Genomic DNA, 16,814 nt, shown 5'->3' on the forward strand with positions numbered 1-16,814 from the left:
GCTAAATAAATATCTTAAGACAAACATAAATAGATAAATCGATTTAGTAAAATATTTAAGCGGGAATTTTCAGGGTGCCTTAAACGAAAAAGGTCATATAAAGGCTTAAAATAGTGCAAAAAAGACTTAAAATAAGTGCCGCAATCGTTGCCGGGAACGATTGCGTAAAAAGTCAGAAAAATAATGTCTGAAAGATGATTTTCAGGGCAAAACCGGCAGAGCAGCAGCGGTTCCGTCAAGGTTCATCCGGTAATCCAGCACATAATGATTGGCAGCTCCGAAGCATCCCAGTCCACCGGAAATGTTGTTGTACACCTGGGTAGGCTCTGCAAACGGGTTATCATTGCTCCTGTCAAATTTATAGACAGACTCATGAAACTTGTAATAATTCTCGTCGACACTCATCAGATCAAGCTGAACGAGTTTGACGGTAAATGATACCTTCACATCCGGGGCATAGGCAGAGCTGAAAGTCAGGTCTCCCCTGGCCCTGAAAGACCGCCGGACACCACTCTCATTTTTCTGAAGACCGGTATTTTCAAATCTGAAAGGAACAACGACCCTCGAATGGACCGAAGAATAACCCCTGATTTCGATATGGCTGGCTCCCCTGAGTTTATAATATACTTTGCCGTTATTTTCAGGATTCCAGTCCAGGTCTGTTATCACCCTGATTTCTTCAGTGTTCATATAATTCCTGGTGATCGTATCCACTTCTACTTTTCCGACGGGCGTGGCGATGAGTGGCACGGTACATTCTGCAGTAACCTTTTTTTCTTTGCGGCTTACTTCCAGCCAGTATTTTTTACCGGCCTCTATTCTCAGGGTATTTTCTCCGGGAATAAATGAATACCAGTTGTTCTGATGATCATAGGCAAGCTCTACTTTACCCTGATCCGAAGACATCACCACTTTGGCGTCACTGATATAATCTCCGAAATTGTAATAAACCGTATCACCGTTGACGACCCGGTAAATGTCTTTGTCAAACGGGACATCGGTAAAAATAGGCGAACTGCTACCTACATGCACCTTCACCATTTTGTCCTGCGGCGAAATAAAGGACGTAACCACCAGCTTGGGTTGTGCATCAGGCAGGTTTTCCGGCGAAACCTCGGTGATCAGGCTGGTGCAGGAAAATGCTCCGAAAAGGGCAACAAAAACCGCTGTAATAAATAAAACCGGGTATTTTATCTTCTTTTTCATGGTCTCAGAATTTAAAGTTATAGGATATGGACGGCACAACAGGGAATAAAGTGACCCTTTGCAGAATGGGTTTTGAAACCTGCCTTCCGGTTTCAGAATCATACACTTCTTTGGTACCGACCTGGTAAAAGAACGGGTTCCTGCGGTTATAAGCATTGTAAACCCCGAATTCCCAGGTCCTTTCATGTCTTTTCTTTTTCTTATGGAGCTGAAGGGCCAGATCAAGACGATGGTATGCCTCAGCCCTGAAAGAATTGCGGTTGCCATACTCCTGCAATTGCCTCGACCCTACCCGTCCGTAATCGTAAGGGTCCTCAAAAGCATTATAATCAGCCACAGGCAGCGTAATGGCATTTCCGGTGCCATATACCCAGGTAGCCGAGAAAGTCATCCGCGGGCTGAGTTCGTAGATACCGACCAGGCTGATGTCATGCCGGCGATCGTACTTGGGAAAGAACTTCTTACCGAAATTAAGCTCTTCAAACTGCCACTGGGTCCATGAGAGCGTGTACCCGGCCCATCCCGAAAATCTCCCGGCTTTTTTCTGTAACAAAAACTCCGCTCCGTATGACCACCCTCTGCCGGACGTCACATTGTCTTCCCATAAAGATTCGCCGGCACCCTGTCCGTCCAGCTGCAGAAACGAAGCCCCCTCTTTATAGTTAATGATGTTGTTCATGGTCTTGTAATATCCCTCGACGGTAAAGGAAAGTCCTTGTTTTTCAAAGTCACGGGCCAGCCCGGCAGCCACCTGTTTCGATTGCTGCGGTGCCACTTTTGAGGTGGTTGGTACCCAAAGGTCGGTGGGTAAGCCTATGCCCGTGTTGCTCAGCAAATGGACATATTGATTCATGATGGCATAAGATGCCTTGGCCGAAAGATCTTTTGATAATTTCCAGGCCGTAGAAATGCGGGGTTCGGGTCTGATATAATTCCTTCTGCCCGACTGGAAATGACTGATCCTCATCCCTCCGTTTACTTTCAGCTTTTCAAACGGCTGCCAGACATCTTCTGCGTAAACGGCCGTTTCCAGCGAATTGTAAGGAGCTGGCTTGCTGTTGATTTCATTCTCAAATGTTCCGGAAACCACAATAGCAGACGGCGTAAATTTATGGGCAGTGGCAAAGACCCCGAACCTGATCGCATGCCTGGTATCCGGAAAGTAATCAAAGTCTGCTTTCAGGCTGAAATCCCGGATACCGGAATAATAATCCAGGTTAAAATCGCTGCTGACATTTCTGTCCGGCAATTTTTCGTTTTTAGACCCCACAGCCACGCCGAATTTGAAATTGCTGAATATCAGCGAGGTATTGGCGAACAAACGCTGGGTAAACTGGTGATTCCATCTGAGTGTTGCAGTCGTATTGCCCCAGCTCAGTCCGCCTTTATCAGTCTGTATCTCGCGGTCCGATTTGGTAGCTACATCAGAATAGAACCTGTCCTGTCCGAAATAGCCGCTCAGATATATCTTATTTTTCCGGTCCAGTTCGTAGTTCATTTTGGCATTGAGGTCATAAAAATAGTAGCCCACTTTCACGTCGTCACCTGATGCCCCTGCTGCCTGCCTGATAAAAGGCTGAGCCAGGACGTCAATATAAGTCCTGCGGGCAGACACCAGGAAAGAGGCCTTTTTATTGAGCAAAGGGCCGTCAAGTGTAAGCCTGGACGACAAAATCCCTACTCCACCCTCTCCGTGAAGTTTTTCTTTGTTGCCCTCTTTCATCTGCATTTCAATGACCGAAGAAAGCCTGCCCCCAAACCGGGCCGGAAAACCACCCTTGGTCAGTTCAACGCTTTTAAGAGCATCGCCGTTAAAGACAGAGAAAAATCCAAACAAATGGCTGGCATTATACACTGTGGCGTCGTCGAGTATCAGGAGGTTCTGGTCCGGGCCTCCTCCCCTGACATAAATACCTGACTGTCCTTCCGTTCCTTTCTGAACCCCTGGCATCAGCTGGAGTACTTTGAGCACATCTTTTTCACCAAGGAAAGCCGGTATTTTTTTGATCTGGGCCACAGGCAGTTCGATGGTACTCATCTGGACGGATTCGCTGACCCTGTCGCTCTGCTTTTGGGCCGACACCACCACTTCCTTCAGTTCATTGGCAGGGTTCAGTTCAATGTCCAGCTCATGACTGGTCTGCATATTCAGCGTTTTCTCAACCCTCTGATAACCTAAAAATGAAAACACGAAAACGAGGTTGCCGTTTTCAGGCACGGTGAGGGAATAAAAACCATAATTATTGGAGGAAGTCCCGAAAGTGGAACCTTCTACATACACATTGACACCGGGCAGGGTTTCAAGTGTGCCTTTTTCGCGGATATAGCCGCTGATCGTATATTTTTTCTGGGCAAAAGCAGTGGAAAAACAAGCAGACAGAATAATAAAAGTAAATTTTAATTTCATGCAGGAAGGGTGCTTAATGAAAAACCAGAACAATTTCATAAACGAATCCCCGGCGGATTAATTATGAAAGACACCTATTCTTTTCCCTGATTTTCTCATCTGAAGCAGACATAAACTACCTGGAAAAGTAGCTCTATTTTAACCCGGAATAATATAATTTTAACCACCAACACCGTTAAATGATATTTTTTAATATTTTTACAATAACTTAAGTTGGTGACACCCGGTTAACCAGTACTTATTCAACCTTTTATAACAATAACTTATGAATTCAGCCTTTACTTGCCTGAAAGGTAGACTCCTGCATTTTGCTTTACTCCTGCTCATCTCTGTTCCGCTTATTGCCCAGACCGACACCAGGGTGCTCGTATTTTCCAAAACGAAAGGATGGAAGCACAGCTGCATTCCGTTCAGCATCAAGGCCATACAGGACCTGGGAGCAAAAAATGGTTTTGCTGTGGACACGACAAAAAACTCGGATGTTTTTACGGACGAAAACCTTAAAAAGTACAATGCCGTCATTTTCAACAATACCACTGGCGATGTACTAAACAACGAACAACAGGCAGCTTTCGAGCGATACATACAGGCCGGTGGTGGGTATGTGGGTATTCACTCTGCCGCCGACACTGAATACGGCTGGCCATGGTACGGAGAGTTGGCCGGAGCTTATTTCGGCAGTCACCCAAACAATTCGAATGTCAGAAAAGCCAGCGTGGATGTTACCGACAAACAGCACATTTCGACCCAGCACCTGCCTGACAGATGGGAAAGGACCGATGAATGGTACAGTTTCAAATACCTTTACCACGGCATAAAACCCCTGGCATATCTGGATGAAAATACCTACATCGGCGGGACTAACGGGGCCAACCACCCCATCAGCTGGTATCATGAATACGATGGCGGCCGGGCTTTTTATACCGGCAACGGACACACCGATGAAAGTTATTCAGAACCCCTGTTTTTAGGGCATCTGCTGGGGGGTATCAAATATGCCATCGGGGATAAAAAGCCACTCGACTATTCCAAATCATACTCCAAAGCCGTTCCCGACGAGAGCCGCTTTGAAAAAACCGTACTGGTCAATGACCTCAACAGCCCGATGGAACTGGCAATGGCCAAAGACGGCAGGGTGTTTTTTACCGAATTATCCGGTAACCTGTCGGTTTTCAACAGCAAAACCAACGAACACAAACTGGTGCACCGTTTCCCGGTGGTGATGAAAGGCGGGACAGGATTAATAGGTATTACCCTCGATCCGGATTTTGACCAGAACCACTGGATGTACCTTTATTATTCGCCACCGATTGAAGGAGAACCGATCTACTTTAACCTGTCCAGGTTTAAGGTAAGGGATAACAACACCCTGGACCTTGAATCTGAGAAAATATTACTGAGGGTGCCGGTACAGATCAACAGTGGTTCGCACCACGGCGGCTCCCTGGCTTTTGACAAAGACAAAAACCTTTTCCTGTCGACAGGCGACGGCACTACGCCCTTCCCTTCAGACGGCTATGCCCCGCTGGATGAAAGAAAAGAGGAAAAGTATTATTCTATGGATGCCCAGCGATCGGCGGCCAACACCAATGATTTCAAAGGCAAAGTACTGAGGATACATCCTGAAAAAGACGGCACATACACCATTCCTGAAGGCAATATGTTCCCGAAAGGCACCTCTAAAACGCTTCCTGAAATTTTTGTGATGGGCACAAGGAACCCTTACAGGATCGCGATCAATCCTAAAACATCCACTCTTTACTGGGGTGAAATCGGCCCGGATGCCGGGGAGGACAAGACCAGGGGGCCGCGGGGCTATGATGAGTTTAACCAGGCTAAAAAACCCGGATATTACGGATGGCCGTATTTTGTAGGTAATAATTATGCTTATTCTGAATGGGATTTTGAAACCTCTACGCCCGGCCCGAATTATGACCCTAAAAAACCCATCAACAATTCACCGAATAATACCGGTCTGACAGAATTACCCCCTGCCACGCCACCGATGATCTGGTATCCTTATAGTCTGTCAAACGACTTCCCGGAACTGGGTCAGGGCGGACGAAGTGCCATGGCAGGGCAGTTTTACACTTTCAACAAGAACTCGGCTAATCCTTCAAAATTGCCTGAATATTATGACGGAGCCTTGTTTGTCTTTGACTGGATGAGAAACTGGATGCTGGCTGTCAGGTTGGACGAAAACGAAAATTATGTCAGAAATGAGAAGTTTATGCCTACTGCGGGTGACTTCAGAAGACCGATAGATCTGACATTCTCTCATGATGGTGTTTTATATGTTCTTGAATACGGCTCAGTGTACGGTGCTGATAATACCGACGCCCGCCTGGTAAAGATCGAATACAATTCGGCCAACAGGGCACCAAAAGCAAATGCTTATTTTGTAGATCAGGCCCTGGTTTCAAAAGTGCAGGCACAATCATTCATCACTTCTGAATCAAGAGTCTTCCCTAAACCAAAGGAAATAAGCGGCAAGACACCACTGACTGTCAAAGCGACAGGAAGGGGAATTGACCCTGATTTTGATGATAAAATAAGCTACCAGTGGGTAGACCAGGCCGGAAAGGTTATTTCTAACCTGCCTTCGCTCGATTATACTTTTGACAAACCGGGTAAATATAAAATTGTTTTCAGGGCTTTGGATCAGGGCGGTATGTCGGGCACCGACACCCTGATAGTATCTGCAGGGAATGATGTTCCCCAGGTAGCTATCAAATCAACCCAAAACCGCTCATTCTATTGGGACAACAAGCCTTTTGCTTACACTACAGAAGTAAAAGATACGGAAGACAAAGTAACAGACCTTAAAAAACTGAAGGTCACCTACAATTATGTTCCCCAACCCTACAGACCTGTGGAAGAAACGGCCGGAAAGGCCGTTTCGACGGTAGAAACCGGCTCTGTCGGAAAAACGCTGATAGAAGGAAGTGACTGTAAAGCCTGTCACACGGTTGATAAACCCGCTGTCGGACCGTCATTCCTGGCCATCTCAAAGAAATACAACGGCAGAGAAGGCTCATTGAATCTGCTGACCAAAAAGATCATAGAAGGTGGCGGCGGCACCTGGGGCACTACCCATGTGATGAGTGCACACCCGCAACTGGCCCGTCAGGATGTGATGGAAATGGTACACTATATTTTCTCATTGAGTGATCCCAAGAAAGAATTCAAAGCGATTCCTGCCAAAGGTAACCTGACGCTGAAAGACCATATTAATGATAATCCGAAGGGTTTTTATACGGTAAAAGCAGAATATAAAGACAACGGAGCCAAAGGAGCTACCCCTAAAACCGGGACCGGACTGGTACGTTTAAGAAACAACCAGCTTCGTGCGATGGATGCCGATATGCACCCCGGCTTTATTTTTGAATGGGGCGAATTGAAAGAAGGAGCGGCAAAAGCGTATCTGCTTTTCAGAAACATTGACCTGACCAACATCAAAAAGATCAGTTTTGAATATGCCTCGCATGACCAGGACGGAGAAATCGAAATCCATAAGAACTCGGTGGCCGGGCCGGTCATAGGCAGTGTTAAATTTACCAAAACAGGAGGATGGGGCAAGATGCAGTGGGTGGAGTGTCCTCTTGATACACCGGTTAACGAATTTGCCGACCTTTATTTTGTAGCCAATAAAAAAGAAAAACATACAGGTAAGATTCTGAAATTTAAGACATTGAAGTTTGAGTAAGCGATAAGCGGCCCGAAAAAGAAAGCGGAGCTTTCTTTTTCGGGCAAACGCCTTCAGGCCAAGCCCCGCTTTTCTAGCCCGGGCCTTTAGGCCCTGGGAATAAGATTGAATTAAAATATTATTTAAAAGACAAGTTTTTTTTATGAACCGTAAACAATTCTTAACAACCTCTGCCCTGGCCGGTGCAGGCATCCTGGCCAGGCCGTTTATTACCTATGGCAAACAGGCCAAATACAAGACCGTCCTGATCGGCTCAGGCTGGTGGGGCACGAATATCCTGCGGGAAGCCATCAGGTCAGGCGAAGTGCAGGTGGTGGCCATTTGTGATGTGGATGATGCCCAGTTGAAAAAAGCGTCGGAAGAAATCAACAAGTTGTGTGATGACCGCCCGAAGCATTATAAGGATTTCAGGGAATGCATCAAAAAAGAAAAACCGGAGATTGTGATTAACGCGACACCCGACCACTGGCATGCCCTGATTGCGATCGAGGCCATGAAAAACGGTGCTCACGTGTTCCTTGAAAAACCCATAGCCCATACCCTCAAAGAAGGTACGGCGATCCAGAAAACTGCCCGCGATACCCAGAGAATCTGTATTGTCGATTTTCACAGGAGGTATTCGCCACACAATGTCAGCGGCATGGAATTCCTTAAATCAGGAAAAGTCGGGACCATTAAAGAAGTAAGGGCTTTTGTAAATTATGCCTGGGGCAAAGGCAACATCATCCCCGATGCTGAGCCGCCCAAAGGGCTCGACTGGGACATGTATGTGGGCCCAGCTCCGCAAACGGCCTACAATCCGGGCATTCACCCGAGAGGTTTCAGACAGTTTATGCAGTTTGGCAACGGCAACCTGGGCGACTGGGGACCCCACTGGTTTGACCAGATATTATGGTGGACAGAAGAAAAAGCCCCTAAAAAGATCTATTCTTCGGTAACCGAAAAAACCAGGACCACCAACCAGGATTCGCCGGAAAGCCAGATCGTGGTATTTGAGTTCGAAGGCTTTAACTGCACCTGGGAACACAGTTTGCTCAACCAGAGAAAAGTACAGCAAGGCGAAAACGTCGGGGTGTATTTCCACGGCACGGAAGGTACTTTTCATATGGGATGGCAGAAAGGCTGGACGTTTTATCCTGCCGACAGGAAAAAAGAAATCATCACCCAGGCCCCGAGCCTGAACGAACCGGATCAGCAAAACATCAACCTGGTGTGGGAGGATTTGCTGAAATCAATCAAAAGCGGCAAGTTGCCACATGCGGATATTGAACATGGCCGCCAGGCGACCAACATGTGCATGCTGGGCATGGTTTCGAGCAGAGTAGGTCGCAGTATTGTCTGGGATCACGAAAAAGACATGGTACTGAATGACCCTGAAGCGAACAAATTATTGACAAGACAGTACAGAAGTCCGTGGACATATCCTGTTTGATGCGTACATTTGCGTTTTCAAAACAAAAACGGGATGAACGCTACTTACATCAATAGTATTTTTAATCAGAGTATCAACGATTATCATATTCAGGACCACGTGGATGCCCAAATGCCACTGAAATTCGAAAAAGGGAGTCTGGAATTTCTGCTATATCAGAAAAACTGGATCGACACTGTTCAGTGGCATTTGGAAGACATCATCAGAAGTCCGGAAATCAATCCTTCTGAACTGGTAGCCATCAAACGCAGAATAGATGCTTCCAATCAGCACCGTACTGACACGGTGGAGCAGATTGATGAATTCCTTTATAACAACCTCAGCGGGGTGACTCCGAAAGCCGGGGCCAGACTCAATTCTGAAACCCCTGCGTGGCTGCTCGACAGAATGTCTATCCTGCAGCTGAAAATTTATCACTTCAGGGAGCAGATCAACAGGCCGGAAATTTCCGAAACACAAAAGGCTTCTGTAAGTCACAAACTGGCGGTATTGCTGGTACAGGAACAGGACCTGGTGCAATGTTACGACGAACTGACGGGTGATCTTCAAAGTGGCGACAAGTACATGAAACTCTACAAGCAAATGAAAATGTACAACGACCCGAACCTGAATCCTGTTTTATACAATCAAAGCAAGGCTTGAGCAATTCAAAGCACATACTGGTTTTCAGGTTTTCGGCCATGGGTGACGTGGCCCTGGTTTTGCCTGCCCTCAAAATTGTAATGGATCAGCATCCTGACATTAAGATCACTCTGGTGACACGAAAAAAATTCGGCGTCTTTTTCCAGGGATATCCGCAGATTGAAGTCTTTCCTGCTGATTTTGAAGGCATCCACAAAGGTTTCACGGGTTTATTCAGGCTTTTCAGGGAGCTTAAAAAACTGAATATCAGCCACGTGATTGACCTTCACCAAAATCTCAGGACCAGTGTACTGAAAACGTTTTTCGCTCTTATCGGAACCGGGGTACGGACGCTCGACAAAGGCCGGGCAGCCAAAAAAGCACTGACAAGAAAAGATAATAAAATCAGGGAAACCCTCCCCCATTCTGTGGCACGATACCTCGAGGTTTTCAGAAAAGCGGGCATTATTCCTTCATATACACTGCCTGACCATCCGGTTAAATATTTCGTTCATTCAGAGGAATCTGCCAATCGTGTGGACAAATGGCTAAAACAGGAACGTATCAATCCGGGAAAGCTGATCGGGATAGCTCCGTTTGCCCAGCACCAGGCTAAAATGTGGCCTGTTGATAAATACAAGACCTTGCTTGATCAGCTGCTTATACCATATCCTGAGTACACATTCCTGCTTTTCGGAGGTGGAGACAAAGAGAAATCAATCCTGGATGAAATAGCAGCAAAAGACAAAAGAATCGTCAACATGGTGGGTTTGTTCAGCCTCGAAGATGAAATTACCTTGATTTCCAGCCTTCAGCTGATGATTTGCGGCGATTCTTCCAACATGCACCTGGCAACGCTGAACGGCGTCAAAGTGCTGTCGATCTGGGGAGCCACCCACACCGACGCGGGATTTGGCCCGCTGGGCCAGGGAGCAGGCCACGTCCTGGAGATTCCCGTCTCGGAACTTACCTGCCGTCCGTGTTCTGTGTACGGCAACAAACCTTGTTTCAGAGGCGACTACGCCTGTCTGAACCGGATTACACCGGAGATGGCTGCTGCAAGAACAACACAGCTCATCTGATTACCATTCCAACGTTTTCTGCTGTTTTCGGGTCTTATGGTTATCAACTATAAACTGTTAACACCATGAAAAATATTTTTATTTTAGCCATCCTCTTCTTTGCTACGCTTTCCTGTAAAGACAATGCCGCGGATCCTCAGAGCTCCGGCCTGGTGGGCAAGTGGGAAAATGTGGCCTTTCAGAATATCTCCACGGAATTACCCAATGGTGGTGCTTTGCTGAAAAGATCCAACCGCCTGCCCGAACGGAATTACGGTTACGAATTCAAAGCCAACGGCAAACTGATATCCATAGAAAGTGCCGGCTGGTGCGGCACACCTATGACTTACGGCACTTTTACCGGAACATGGTCGGTAGACAACGACATTCTGACACTCCGCAAAAAATACTGGGGTGGTGACGAAGTCCGTACCTTTAAAATTGTGCGTCTTGACAATAAGGAGCTGACGATTTCTTATATTTATTGAGATTTTGTATATTCATACATTGAAATACGAATTCACTATCAATCAGTTATGAAAATACATTTCCTTCTTCTCCTGATTCTGCTGACTTCCTGCAAAAAGGCGGAAGTTGAGCCGCAGCATGTGGATTTTACGGGAATCTGGGAGATGGCAGGTAAGAAAAGCTCTTCAAAAGGTCTTCCCAACGGAGGGATGGTATTAAGAAGAGCTACTACGCTTCCAGATGAAAACTACGGCTTCAGTTTCAAAGAAAATGGTCAATTGACGGCCCGTTTGGAATCAATGGTCTGCCTGTTTCCTCATATCACTTTTGCCACATATGAAGGCGAATGGCGGCAGGAAAACAACCGGATGCTTATCAAAAGAGTTGTACTCGGAGAGGAAATTATATCGAATTATAAAATCACAGTTGTCACTGCGAACGAGGTCATCTTTTCTTACGAAAAAGACCTCTAGATATAACTATTAATCAACTCTTTACGAACTATAACCCTGCAATACCATGAAATCAGCTTTATCTGTTTTGCTTTGTTTCTGCCTTTGTCAGTATGCTTTCGGGCAGGAAGCAGTGGTTGTAAAAGCCAATGAGCTGACTGATTTTCCATCGGAGATAAAAGAGGCTTTAGATGAGAAATTACTAAAATACAAGGTTTTTGTGTTTGACAATGCAGAGGAGCTTCATGACAAAATTGTTACGTTGAAATATGTCCGGTTTGAGCTGGTGGGAACCGGTATTCCGTCCAGGAATCTGACGTTTGAAGACTCCAATATTTTTGCTCCCGGATTTGTTCACCAGAATAATTCGCCGGAAGCCATTGCTTACAGAGCGAAATCCGCTTATATGAGATTAAAGGATCGTCTGAATAATGAAACGTTCAGTTTGTCTGTGACACCCGATTTGATCATGGGTTCTTATTCTGACCGGGTAAATTCAATAAGCATCAGAACATTAACAAGTATTCTCGGAGCGGCATATCCTACCAAGTATGTTGTTGTTCACAACGACCGGGATATCAGGCCGAACCCGGGAGGCAGCTTATGCGGTGTCGGGATGGACGACTACACTGACCTGGACGCCAGGAGTTCCCTGGTGTTTCCCAACCCTGCCGTCAATGAAAAAGTCAACATCGTATTCCACTCCGCTGCCATGGATAAAATGGTGCACCTGGACGTCTTTGATGAAACCGGGAAAGTGGTTTACCGGTATGCAGGTCTGTCAGGTAACCTCGGAAAACTCCGCCTGGAAATCAATCCCTCCCACTTTGTTAAAACAGGGCTTTATTACTACCGGCTGAACAACGGGCTGGAAACTTTCCACAAAAAATTCTTCTTTAATAAATAAGAGTACCCGCACCTTCTTCAATCGCGTCTCTGAACTCAATATCTGACTCTCTCAGCGGTCTTCTCCATTCAATACTCTCAGGATCTGCCTTTATGTTTTGACTTGTCCTGTAAGTATTCACAGAAACTTAACAGAGCATAAAATACTCATTTACAACACATTAAATACAAATAAATAAAAAATTTACTTTTTTTTCAATCCTCTCTGATCCAAAATCAAAGGGATGCCCGTATGTGAAGCATAACATCAAAACATTTTATAACATGAAAACTAACTTTTTAAAAATCGCCACAGTTATCCTAGGATTTTTCAGCTTCACCCTTGTAAATGCTCAGACAGTGATGGTAGGTGGTGCCCCGATGTATCCGACTAAAAACATTGTAGAAAACGCCGTAAACTCTAAAGATCATACCACACTTGTGGCAGCAGTAAAAGCCGCCGGATTGGTTGAAACCCTTCAGAGCCCTGGTCCGTTTACCGTGTTTGCTCCTACCAACAAGGCTTTTGATAAATTACCAAAAGGCACTGTTGAAACATTGGTTAAGCCTGAAAACAAAGGCACGCTGACCACTGTCCTTACTTACCACGTGGTTTCAGGAAAATGGAACGCGACGGATCTGGCGAAAATGATCAAAGACGGCAATGGCTGGGCTGAGATCAAAACCGTTCAGGGAGGCACTCTTAAAGCTTCTATGAAAGGTAAAAACATTATTCTGACCGACGAAAAAGGCGGCATGGCAAAAGTGACGATAGCGGATGTGAATCAAAGCAATGGAGTGATCCATGTAATTGATACGGTGCTGATGCCGAAATAATTGTCTTCAGAAGAATAAGGAAAGTGGTAAGCACTCAACGGTGCTGCCACTTTTTGATGTGTTCAGCATACCAGAAAGACTCACTATAATAAAACAACTGTTCACTCATTTAGAATTTAGATCAATGCCACCCTTTTGATCAAGAAAGCATTGTCCACCAGAGAAAACGCGGTGGTGCTGCCTCCTCCCTCATGGCAAGCCCAGTCTAAATCGACCAAAAAAAAGCAAGTCCGGGAAACCGCGACTTGCTTTTTACTTTTATATCTGTTGAAAGACCCGGAAAAACCGACCGTTTCTCCTTTTTTTTTCCTCCTTTGTCCTTCTTATTAATCCTTCTTCAAAGAGTTCTTGATGTTCTTCAGCAAACCATCCCACTTCTCTTTTCTTTTTTCTTTCCTGCTCTTTATTTCAGGCTCTTCGGCTACCACAGGCAGACTCAGTATTTCCTGGGCTACTTCGCTGAGGTTAAGGCCGTTGAATGTACCCGATGACATCAGCAACAGGTTGGTTTTGTACCAGTTCTGTTCCTTCAGATAAGCCAGCAGGTAACGGTTATCCGTAAATATTTTCAGGTCATCCCTGCCGAACGCGTCTTTGATTTCTTCATTCGAGATCGGCGGCATTTTCTTCATTTCCAGGGTATGCGGGCTGTAAAACACGACAGCCACATCGGCATGATCCAGCTTCTGGTCGTACTGAGGCAAAAACGCCTTGTTCAGACTGCTGAACGTATGCAATTCATAACAGGCAATCAGCCTGCGGCTTTCATACAGCTCTTTGGTGGCATGGGTGGTGGCACCCACTTTTGAAGGAGCATGGGCAAAGTCTCTCAGCACCAGCGTGTTCTTATTCTCTCCCAATGTTTCCAGTCTTTTTGAAGCTCCCTTGAAGGATTGTATCGCTTCATAAAACTGCTCATCGGTGATGCCCAGACGATCGAGGATAATTTTAGCACCGTTAAGGTTTTTCATATTATGCTCGCCGAAAATCAGCAGAGGCACTTCTCCGTTAGGTGTTTTCAGGTAAACTTTACCGGATTTAACAAAATACGGATGAGCTTTATACGGGCATTTCACCACATCTACCCTGTCCTTCTCTCCGATGACCTTCACAATATCATCGGTCTCATCAAACACGATCACCCCGGCCTTATCCAATCCGTCGGCCAGTTCTTCAAAGGCATTCACATAACCGTCAAAAGTCGGGAATACATTGAAGTGATCCCAGGCCACACCGCTGATCAGGGCAATGTGCGGATGATAGAAAAGGAATTTGGACTTCATTTCTATCGCCGACGAAAGGTATTCGTCTCCTTCTATGATGATCGTCGGGGCGTCGTCGGTCAGCTTCACCATCAGGTCAAAACCCTCGATCTGTGCTCCCACAAGGTAGTCAAAATTACGTTTATAATAATTCAGCACGTGAAGGATCATGCTGGTGATAGAGGTCTTTCCGTGACTTCCCGCAATCACCACCCTTTGTTTGTGGACCGACTGCTGATATATATATTCAGGAAAAGAATACACTTTAAGTCCCAGTTCCTGTGCTTTGAGCAATTCAGGGTTATCTTTTCTCGCGTGCATTCCTAATATAACCTCATCTATGTCTTTGGTGATTTTCTCAGGAAACCACCCGAAAGCTTCAGGCAGGATTCCGAATTTATCAAGACGTGATTTGGCAGGCTCGTAAATTTCGTCGTCGGATCCGGTTACCTGATATCCCTTCTGACATAAAGCCATGGCCAGATTGTGCATCACGGCCCCGCCAATTGCGATAAAGTGTACTCTCTTCTTAGGTTTACTCATTTTTTAAGCTGATAAATTAATTTTTTACCGGGAACGAACGTTATTATCCACAGATAAAATCTCGAACTAATGAAATATTATTATTGCAAAGTTCTGAATTTTATGGCACTTTTGCATCATATTTTAAGCTTGTAATTTTTTCTCGTTTTACGATTACATAATTAATTAAATTTTTATGCATTTTACTTAGATAAATGAAAAGATACATTGATTTAATTCAGCAGACTTTTGAGTTCCCAACAAGAGAATTCGGGGTAGACAACAACCACAATCTATTGTTTAACAATGTGCCCCTGATGGACATCATCAACAAGTACGGCACTCCGTTGAAAATCACCTACTTACCAAAGATAAGTGAGCATATTGAACACTCGAGGCTGCTTTTTAAAAACGCCATGAAAAAATACAACTACAAGGGTTCATACACCTATTGTTATTGTACCAAATCATCACACTTCAAGTTTGTACTTGAAGAAGCTTTAAAAAACAACATCCACCTCGAAACTTCATCGGCATTTGATATGCCGATCATCCGTTCCCTTTATGATGAGGGGAAAGTCACCAAAGACACCTTTATTATCTGTAACGGACACAAGCGTCCCCAGTACCTCGATTACATCTCCAAATTCCTGAACGACGGATTTGTGAATTGTGTGCCGGTGCTGGACAACCTCGGAGAAATAGATCATTATCTGGACAATGTCACGGCCGAAAATGTAAATCTGGGTATCAGAATCGCTACTGATGAAGAACCTAATTTTGCGTTTTATACCTCAAGACTGGGCATCAGATATAAAGACATAGATGAGCTTTATCTGACTAAAATCAAGCCGAATCCGAGATTCAAGCTTAAAATGCTTCACTTTTTCATCAATTCGGGAATCAAAGACACAGCTTACTACTGGTCTGAACTGACCCGCTTTATGTTTAAGTATTGCGAAATGAAAAAAATCTGTCCTGAACTTGACTCTATCGATATCGGGGGTGGCATGCCTATCCAGACTTCAGTCGTGTTCAACTATGATTACCAGTCCATGGTCGACGAAATCATCGAGAACGTTCAGTGGATCTGTAATAAAAACAATGTACCGGTACCTAATATCCTGACCGAATTCGGCAGCTATACCGTGGGCGAAAGCGGTGCCACTTTATACAAGGTCATTGATCAGAAACAACAGAATGACAGGGAGTTATGGTACATGGTAGACGGTTCGTTCATTACCCAGCTACCAGATTCATGGGGTATCGGACAAAAATACATCATGCTTCCGGTCAACAACTGGGATGCTCCCTATACTAAAGTGAACCTGGGCGGGCTGACCTGCGACTCGGCAGATTATTACAATACAGAAGCCCATTCCGAAGACCTTTATATGCCTATGCTGGAAGAAGGTCAGAAAGACGAGCAATACATCGGCTTTTTCCATACCGGGGCATACCAGGAGTCGCTGGGTGGCTACGGCGGAATTCAGCACTGTCTGATCCCTGCCCCCAAGCACGTCATCATTGACCGCGATGAAAACGGCAATCTGACCACAGAGTTGTTTGCAGAAGAACAGGACAGTGAGTCGATGCTGAGGATATTGGGATATCGCTCAAAAAGAAAGGAAAAAGAGCCTTTATACCAGGTTGAAACCCCGACGGACGAGGAAGTGGATGTTGAAACCAATTAACCTTTAAAGGTGATTTGATAATAAACGAATAAGTGGTTCGTTTTTTGATAGATTTTATTTATGAATAATAAATTCCTGTAATTCAATATGAAAGCAAAGCTTATCATTGCATTATTTCTCGCCTCTTTCGTGTTTGCCTCATGCCGCAAGCAACAGTGTCCTGCTTACGGAAAAGCCGGGCAGCCGGTTGAAAGAAAAGGCATTCCTGCTTAAGCATCCGATTTTTAAAAAAATAAATACCGGTGAGGCAACTCACCGGTA

Annotated in this window: 13 protein-coding genes; 10 read left to right on the plus strand and 3 right to left on the minus strand. The window is 45.2% G+C overall.

Annotated features, from left to right (window positions below; all coding sequences use genetic code 11):
• Positions 1-201: 201 nt before the first annotated feature.
• Positions 202-1,206, minus strand: a complete 1,005-nt coding sequence (locus GVN16_RS21970) for a DUF4249 domain-containing protein (RefSeq protein ID WP_166566110.1) — start codon at positions 1,204-1,206, stop codon at positions 202-204.
• Between the two features lie 4 nt (positions 1,207-1,210).
• Positions 1,211-3,613, minus strand: coding sequence for a TonB-dependent receptor (locus GVN16_RS21975; protein ID WP_166566111.1), 2,403 nt, complete (start codon positions 3,611-3,613; stop codon positions 1,211-1,213).
• Positions 3,614-3,878: 265 nt separating this feature from the next.
• Here GVN16_RS21975 and GVN16_RS21980 point away from each other — a divergent pair, with 265 nt between their 5' ends.
• From GVN16_RS21980 to GVN16_RS22015, 8 genes are all read left to right on the plus strand, one after another.
• On the plus strand, positions 3,879-7,319 hold the full coding sequence (locus GVN16_RS21980; protein WP_166566112.1) for a ThuA domain-containing protein: 3,441 nt from the start codon (positions 3,879-3,881) through the stop codon (positions 7,317-7,319).
• Between the two features lie 142 nt (positions 7,320-7,461).
• Positions 7,462-8,751, plus strand: coding sequence for a Gfo/Idh/MocA family protein (locus GVN16_RS21985; protein WP_166566113.1), 1,290 nt, complete (start codon positions 7,462-7,464; stop codon positions 8,749-8,751).
• A 33-nt stretch (positions 8,752-8,784) separates the two neighbouring features.
• Positions 8,785-9,393, plus strand: a complete 609-nt coding sequence (locus GVN16_RS21990; protein ID WP_166566114.1) for a DUF4254 domain-containing protein — start codon at positions 8,785-8,787, stop codon at positions 9,391-9,393.
• Positions 9,390-10,454 (plus strand): glycosyltransferase family 9 protein, encoded by a 1,065-nt coding sequence (locus GVN16_RS21995; RefSeq protein ID WP_229244302.1) that lies wholly within the window; start codon positions 9,390-9,392, stop codon positions 10,452-10,454. The genes GVN16_RS21990 and GVN16_RS21995 overlap by 4 nt, the downstream gene beginning before the upstream one ends.
• Positions 10,455-10,519: 65 nt before the next feature.
• Positions 10,520-10,921 carry a lipocalin family protein gene (locus tag GVN16_RS22000; protein WP_166566115.1) on the plus strand — a complete coding sequence of 134 codons (402 nt, stop codon included), beginning with the start codon at positions 10,520-10,522 and terminating at the stop codon, positions 10,919-10,921.
• Between the two features lie 48 nt (positions 10,922-10,969).
• Entirely contained in the window at positions 10,970-11,374 is a 405-nt protein-coding gene (locus GVN16_RS22005; protein WP_166566116.1) for a hypothetical protein, read from the plus strand.
• A gap of 46 nt (positions 11,375-11,420) precedes the next feature.
• Positions 11,421-12,260, plus strand: coding sequence for a T9SS type A sorting domain-containing protein (locus GVN16_RS22010; RefSeq protein WP_166566117.1), 840 nt, complete (start codon positions 11,421-11,423; stop codon positions 12,258-12,260).
• Between the two features lie 263 nt (positions 12,261-12,523).
• Entirely contained in the window at positions 12,524-13,075 is a 552-nt protein-coding gene (locus tag GVN16_RS22015; RefSeq protein WP_166566118.1) for a fasciclin domain-containing protein, read from the plus strand.
• Positions 13,076-13,401: 326 nt separating this feature from the next.
• On the opposite strand, the gene murC is transcribed toward GVN16_RS22015, so the two are convergent.
• Positions 13,402-14,880 (minus strand): UDP-N-acetylmuramate--L-alanine ligase, encoded by a 1,479-nt coding sequence (gene murC / locus GVN16_RS22020; protein WP_166566119.1) that lies wholly within the window; start codon positions 14,878-14,880, stop codon positions 13,402-13,404.
• A gap of 194 nt (positions 14,881-15,074) precedes the next feature.
• On the opposite strand from murC, the gene GVN16_RS22025 reads away from it, so the two are divergent.
• Positions 15,075-16,553, plus strand: a complete 1,479-nt coding sequence (locus tag GVN16_RS22025; RefSeq protein WP_166566120.1) for an arginine decarboxylase — start codon at positions 15,075-15,077, stop codon at positions 16,551-16,553.
• Between the two features lie 87 nt (positions 16,554-16,640).
• Positions 16,641-16,766: a hypothetical protein gene (locus GVN16_RS26230; protein ID WP_255490331.1), complete on the plus strand. Its 126-nt coding sequence runs from the start codon at positions 16,641-16,643 to the stop codon at positions 16,764-16,766.
• The last annotated feature ends 48 nt before the right edge of the window (positions 16,767-16,814 follow it).

Source organism: Emticicia sp. CRIBPO (genome assembly GCF_009905725.1).
Lineage (GTDB): Bacteria > Bacteroidota > Bacteroidia > Cytophagales > Spirosomataceae > Leadbetterella.

Excerpts from the sequence above, each read along its gene's own strand:
- GVN16_RS21980 (WP_166566112.1), top strand. The coding sequence starts at position 3,879 with ATGAATTCAGCCTTTACTTGCCTGAAAGGTAGACTCCTGCATTTTGCT.
- GVN16_RS21990 (WP_166566114.1), top strand. The coding sequence starts at position 8,785 with ATGAACGCTACTTACATCAATAGTATTTTTAATCAGAGTATCAACGAT.
- GVN16_RS21975 (WP_166566111.1), bottom strand. The coding sequence starts at position 3,613 with ATGAAATTAAAATTTACTTTTATTATTCTGTCTGCTTGTTTTTCCACT.
- GVN16_RS22025 (WP_166566120.1), top strand. The coding sequence starts at position 15,075 with ATGAAAAGATACATTGATTTAATTCAGCAGACTTTTGAGTTCCCAACA.
- murC (WP_166566119.1), bottom strand. The coding sequence starts at position 14,880 with ATGAGTAAACCTAAGAAGAGAGTACACTTTATCGCAATTGGCGGGGCC.
- GVN16_RS26230 (WP_255490331.1), top strand. The coding sequence starts at position 16,641 with ATGAAAGCAAAGCTTATCATTGCATTATTTCTCGCCTCTTTCGTGTTT.
- GVN16_RS21970 (WP_166566110.1), bottom strand. The coding sequence starts at position 1,206 with ATGAAAAAGAAGATAAAATACCCGGTTTTATTTATTACAGCGGTTTTT.
- GVN16_RS22010 (WP_166566117.1), top strand. The coding sequence starts at position 11,421 with ATGAAATCAGCTTTATCTGTTTTGCTTTGTTTCTGCCTTTGTCAGTAT.
- GVN16_RS21985 (WP_166566113.1), top strand. The coding sequence starts at position 7,462 with ATGAACCGTAAACAATTCTTAACAACCTCTGCCCTGGCCGGTGCAGGC.
- GVN16_RS22000 (WP_166566115.1), top strand. The coding sequence starts at position 10,520 with ATGAAAAATATTTTTATTTTAGCCATCCTCTTCTTTGCTACGCTTTCC.
- GVN16_RS22005 (WP_166566116.1), top strand. The coding sequence starts at position 10,970 with ATGAAAATACATTTCCTTCTTCTCCTGATTCTGCTGACTTCCTGCAAA.
- GVN16_RS22015 (WP_166566118.1), top strand. The coding sequence starts at position 12,524 with ATGAAAACTAACTTTTTAAAAATCGCCACAGTTATCCTAGGATTTTTC.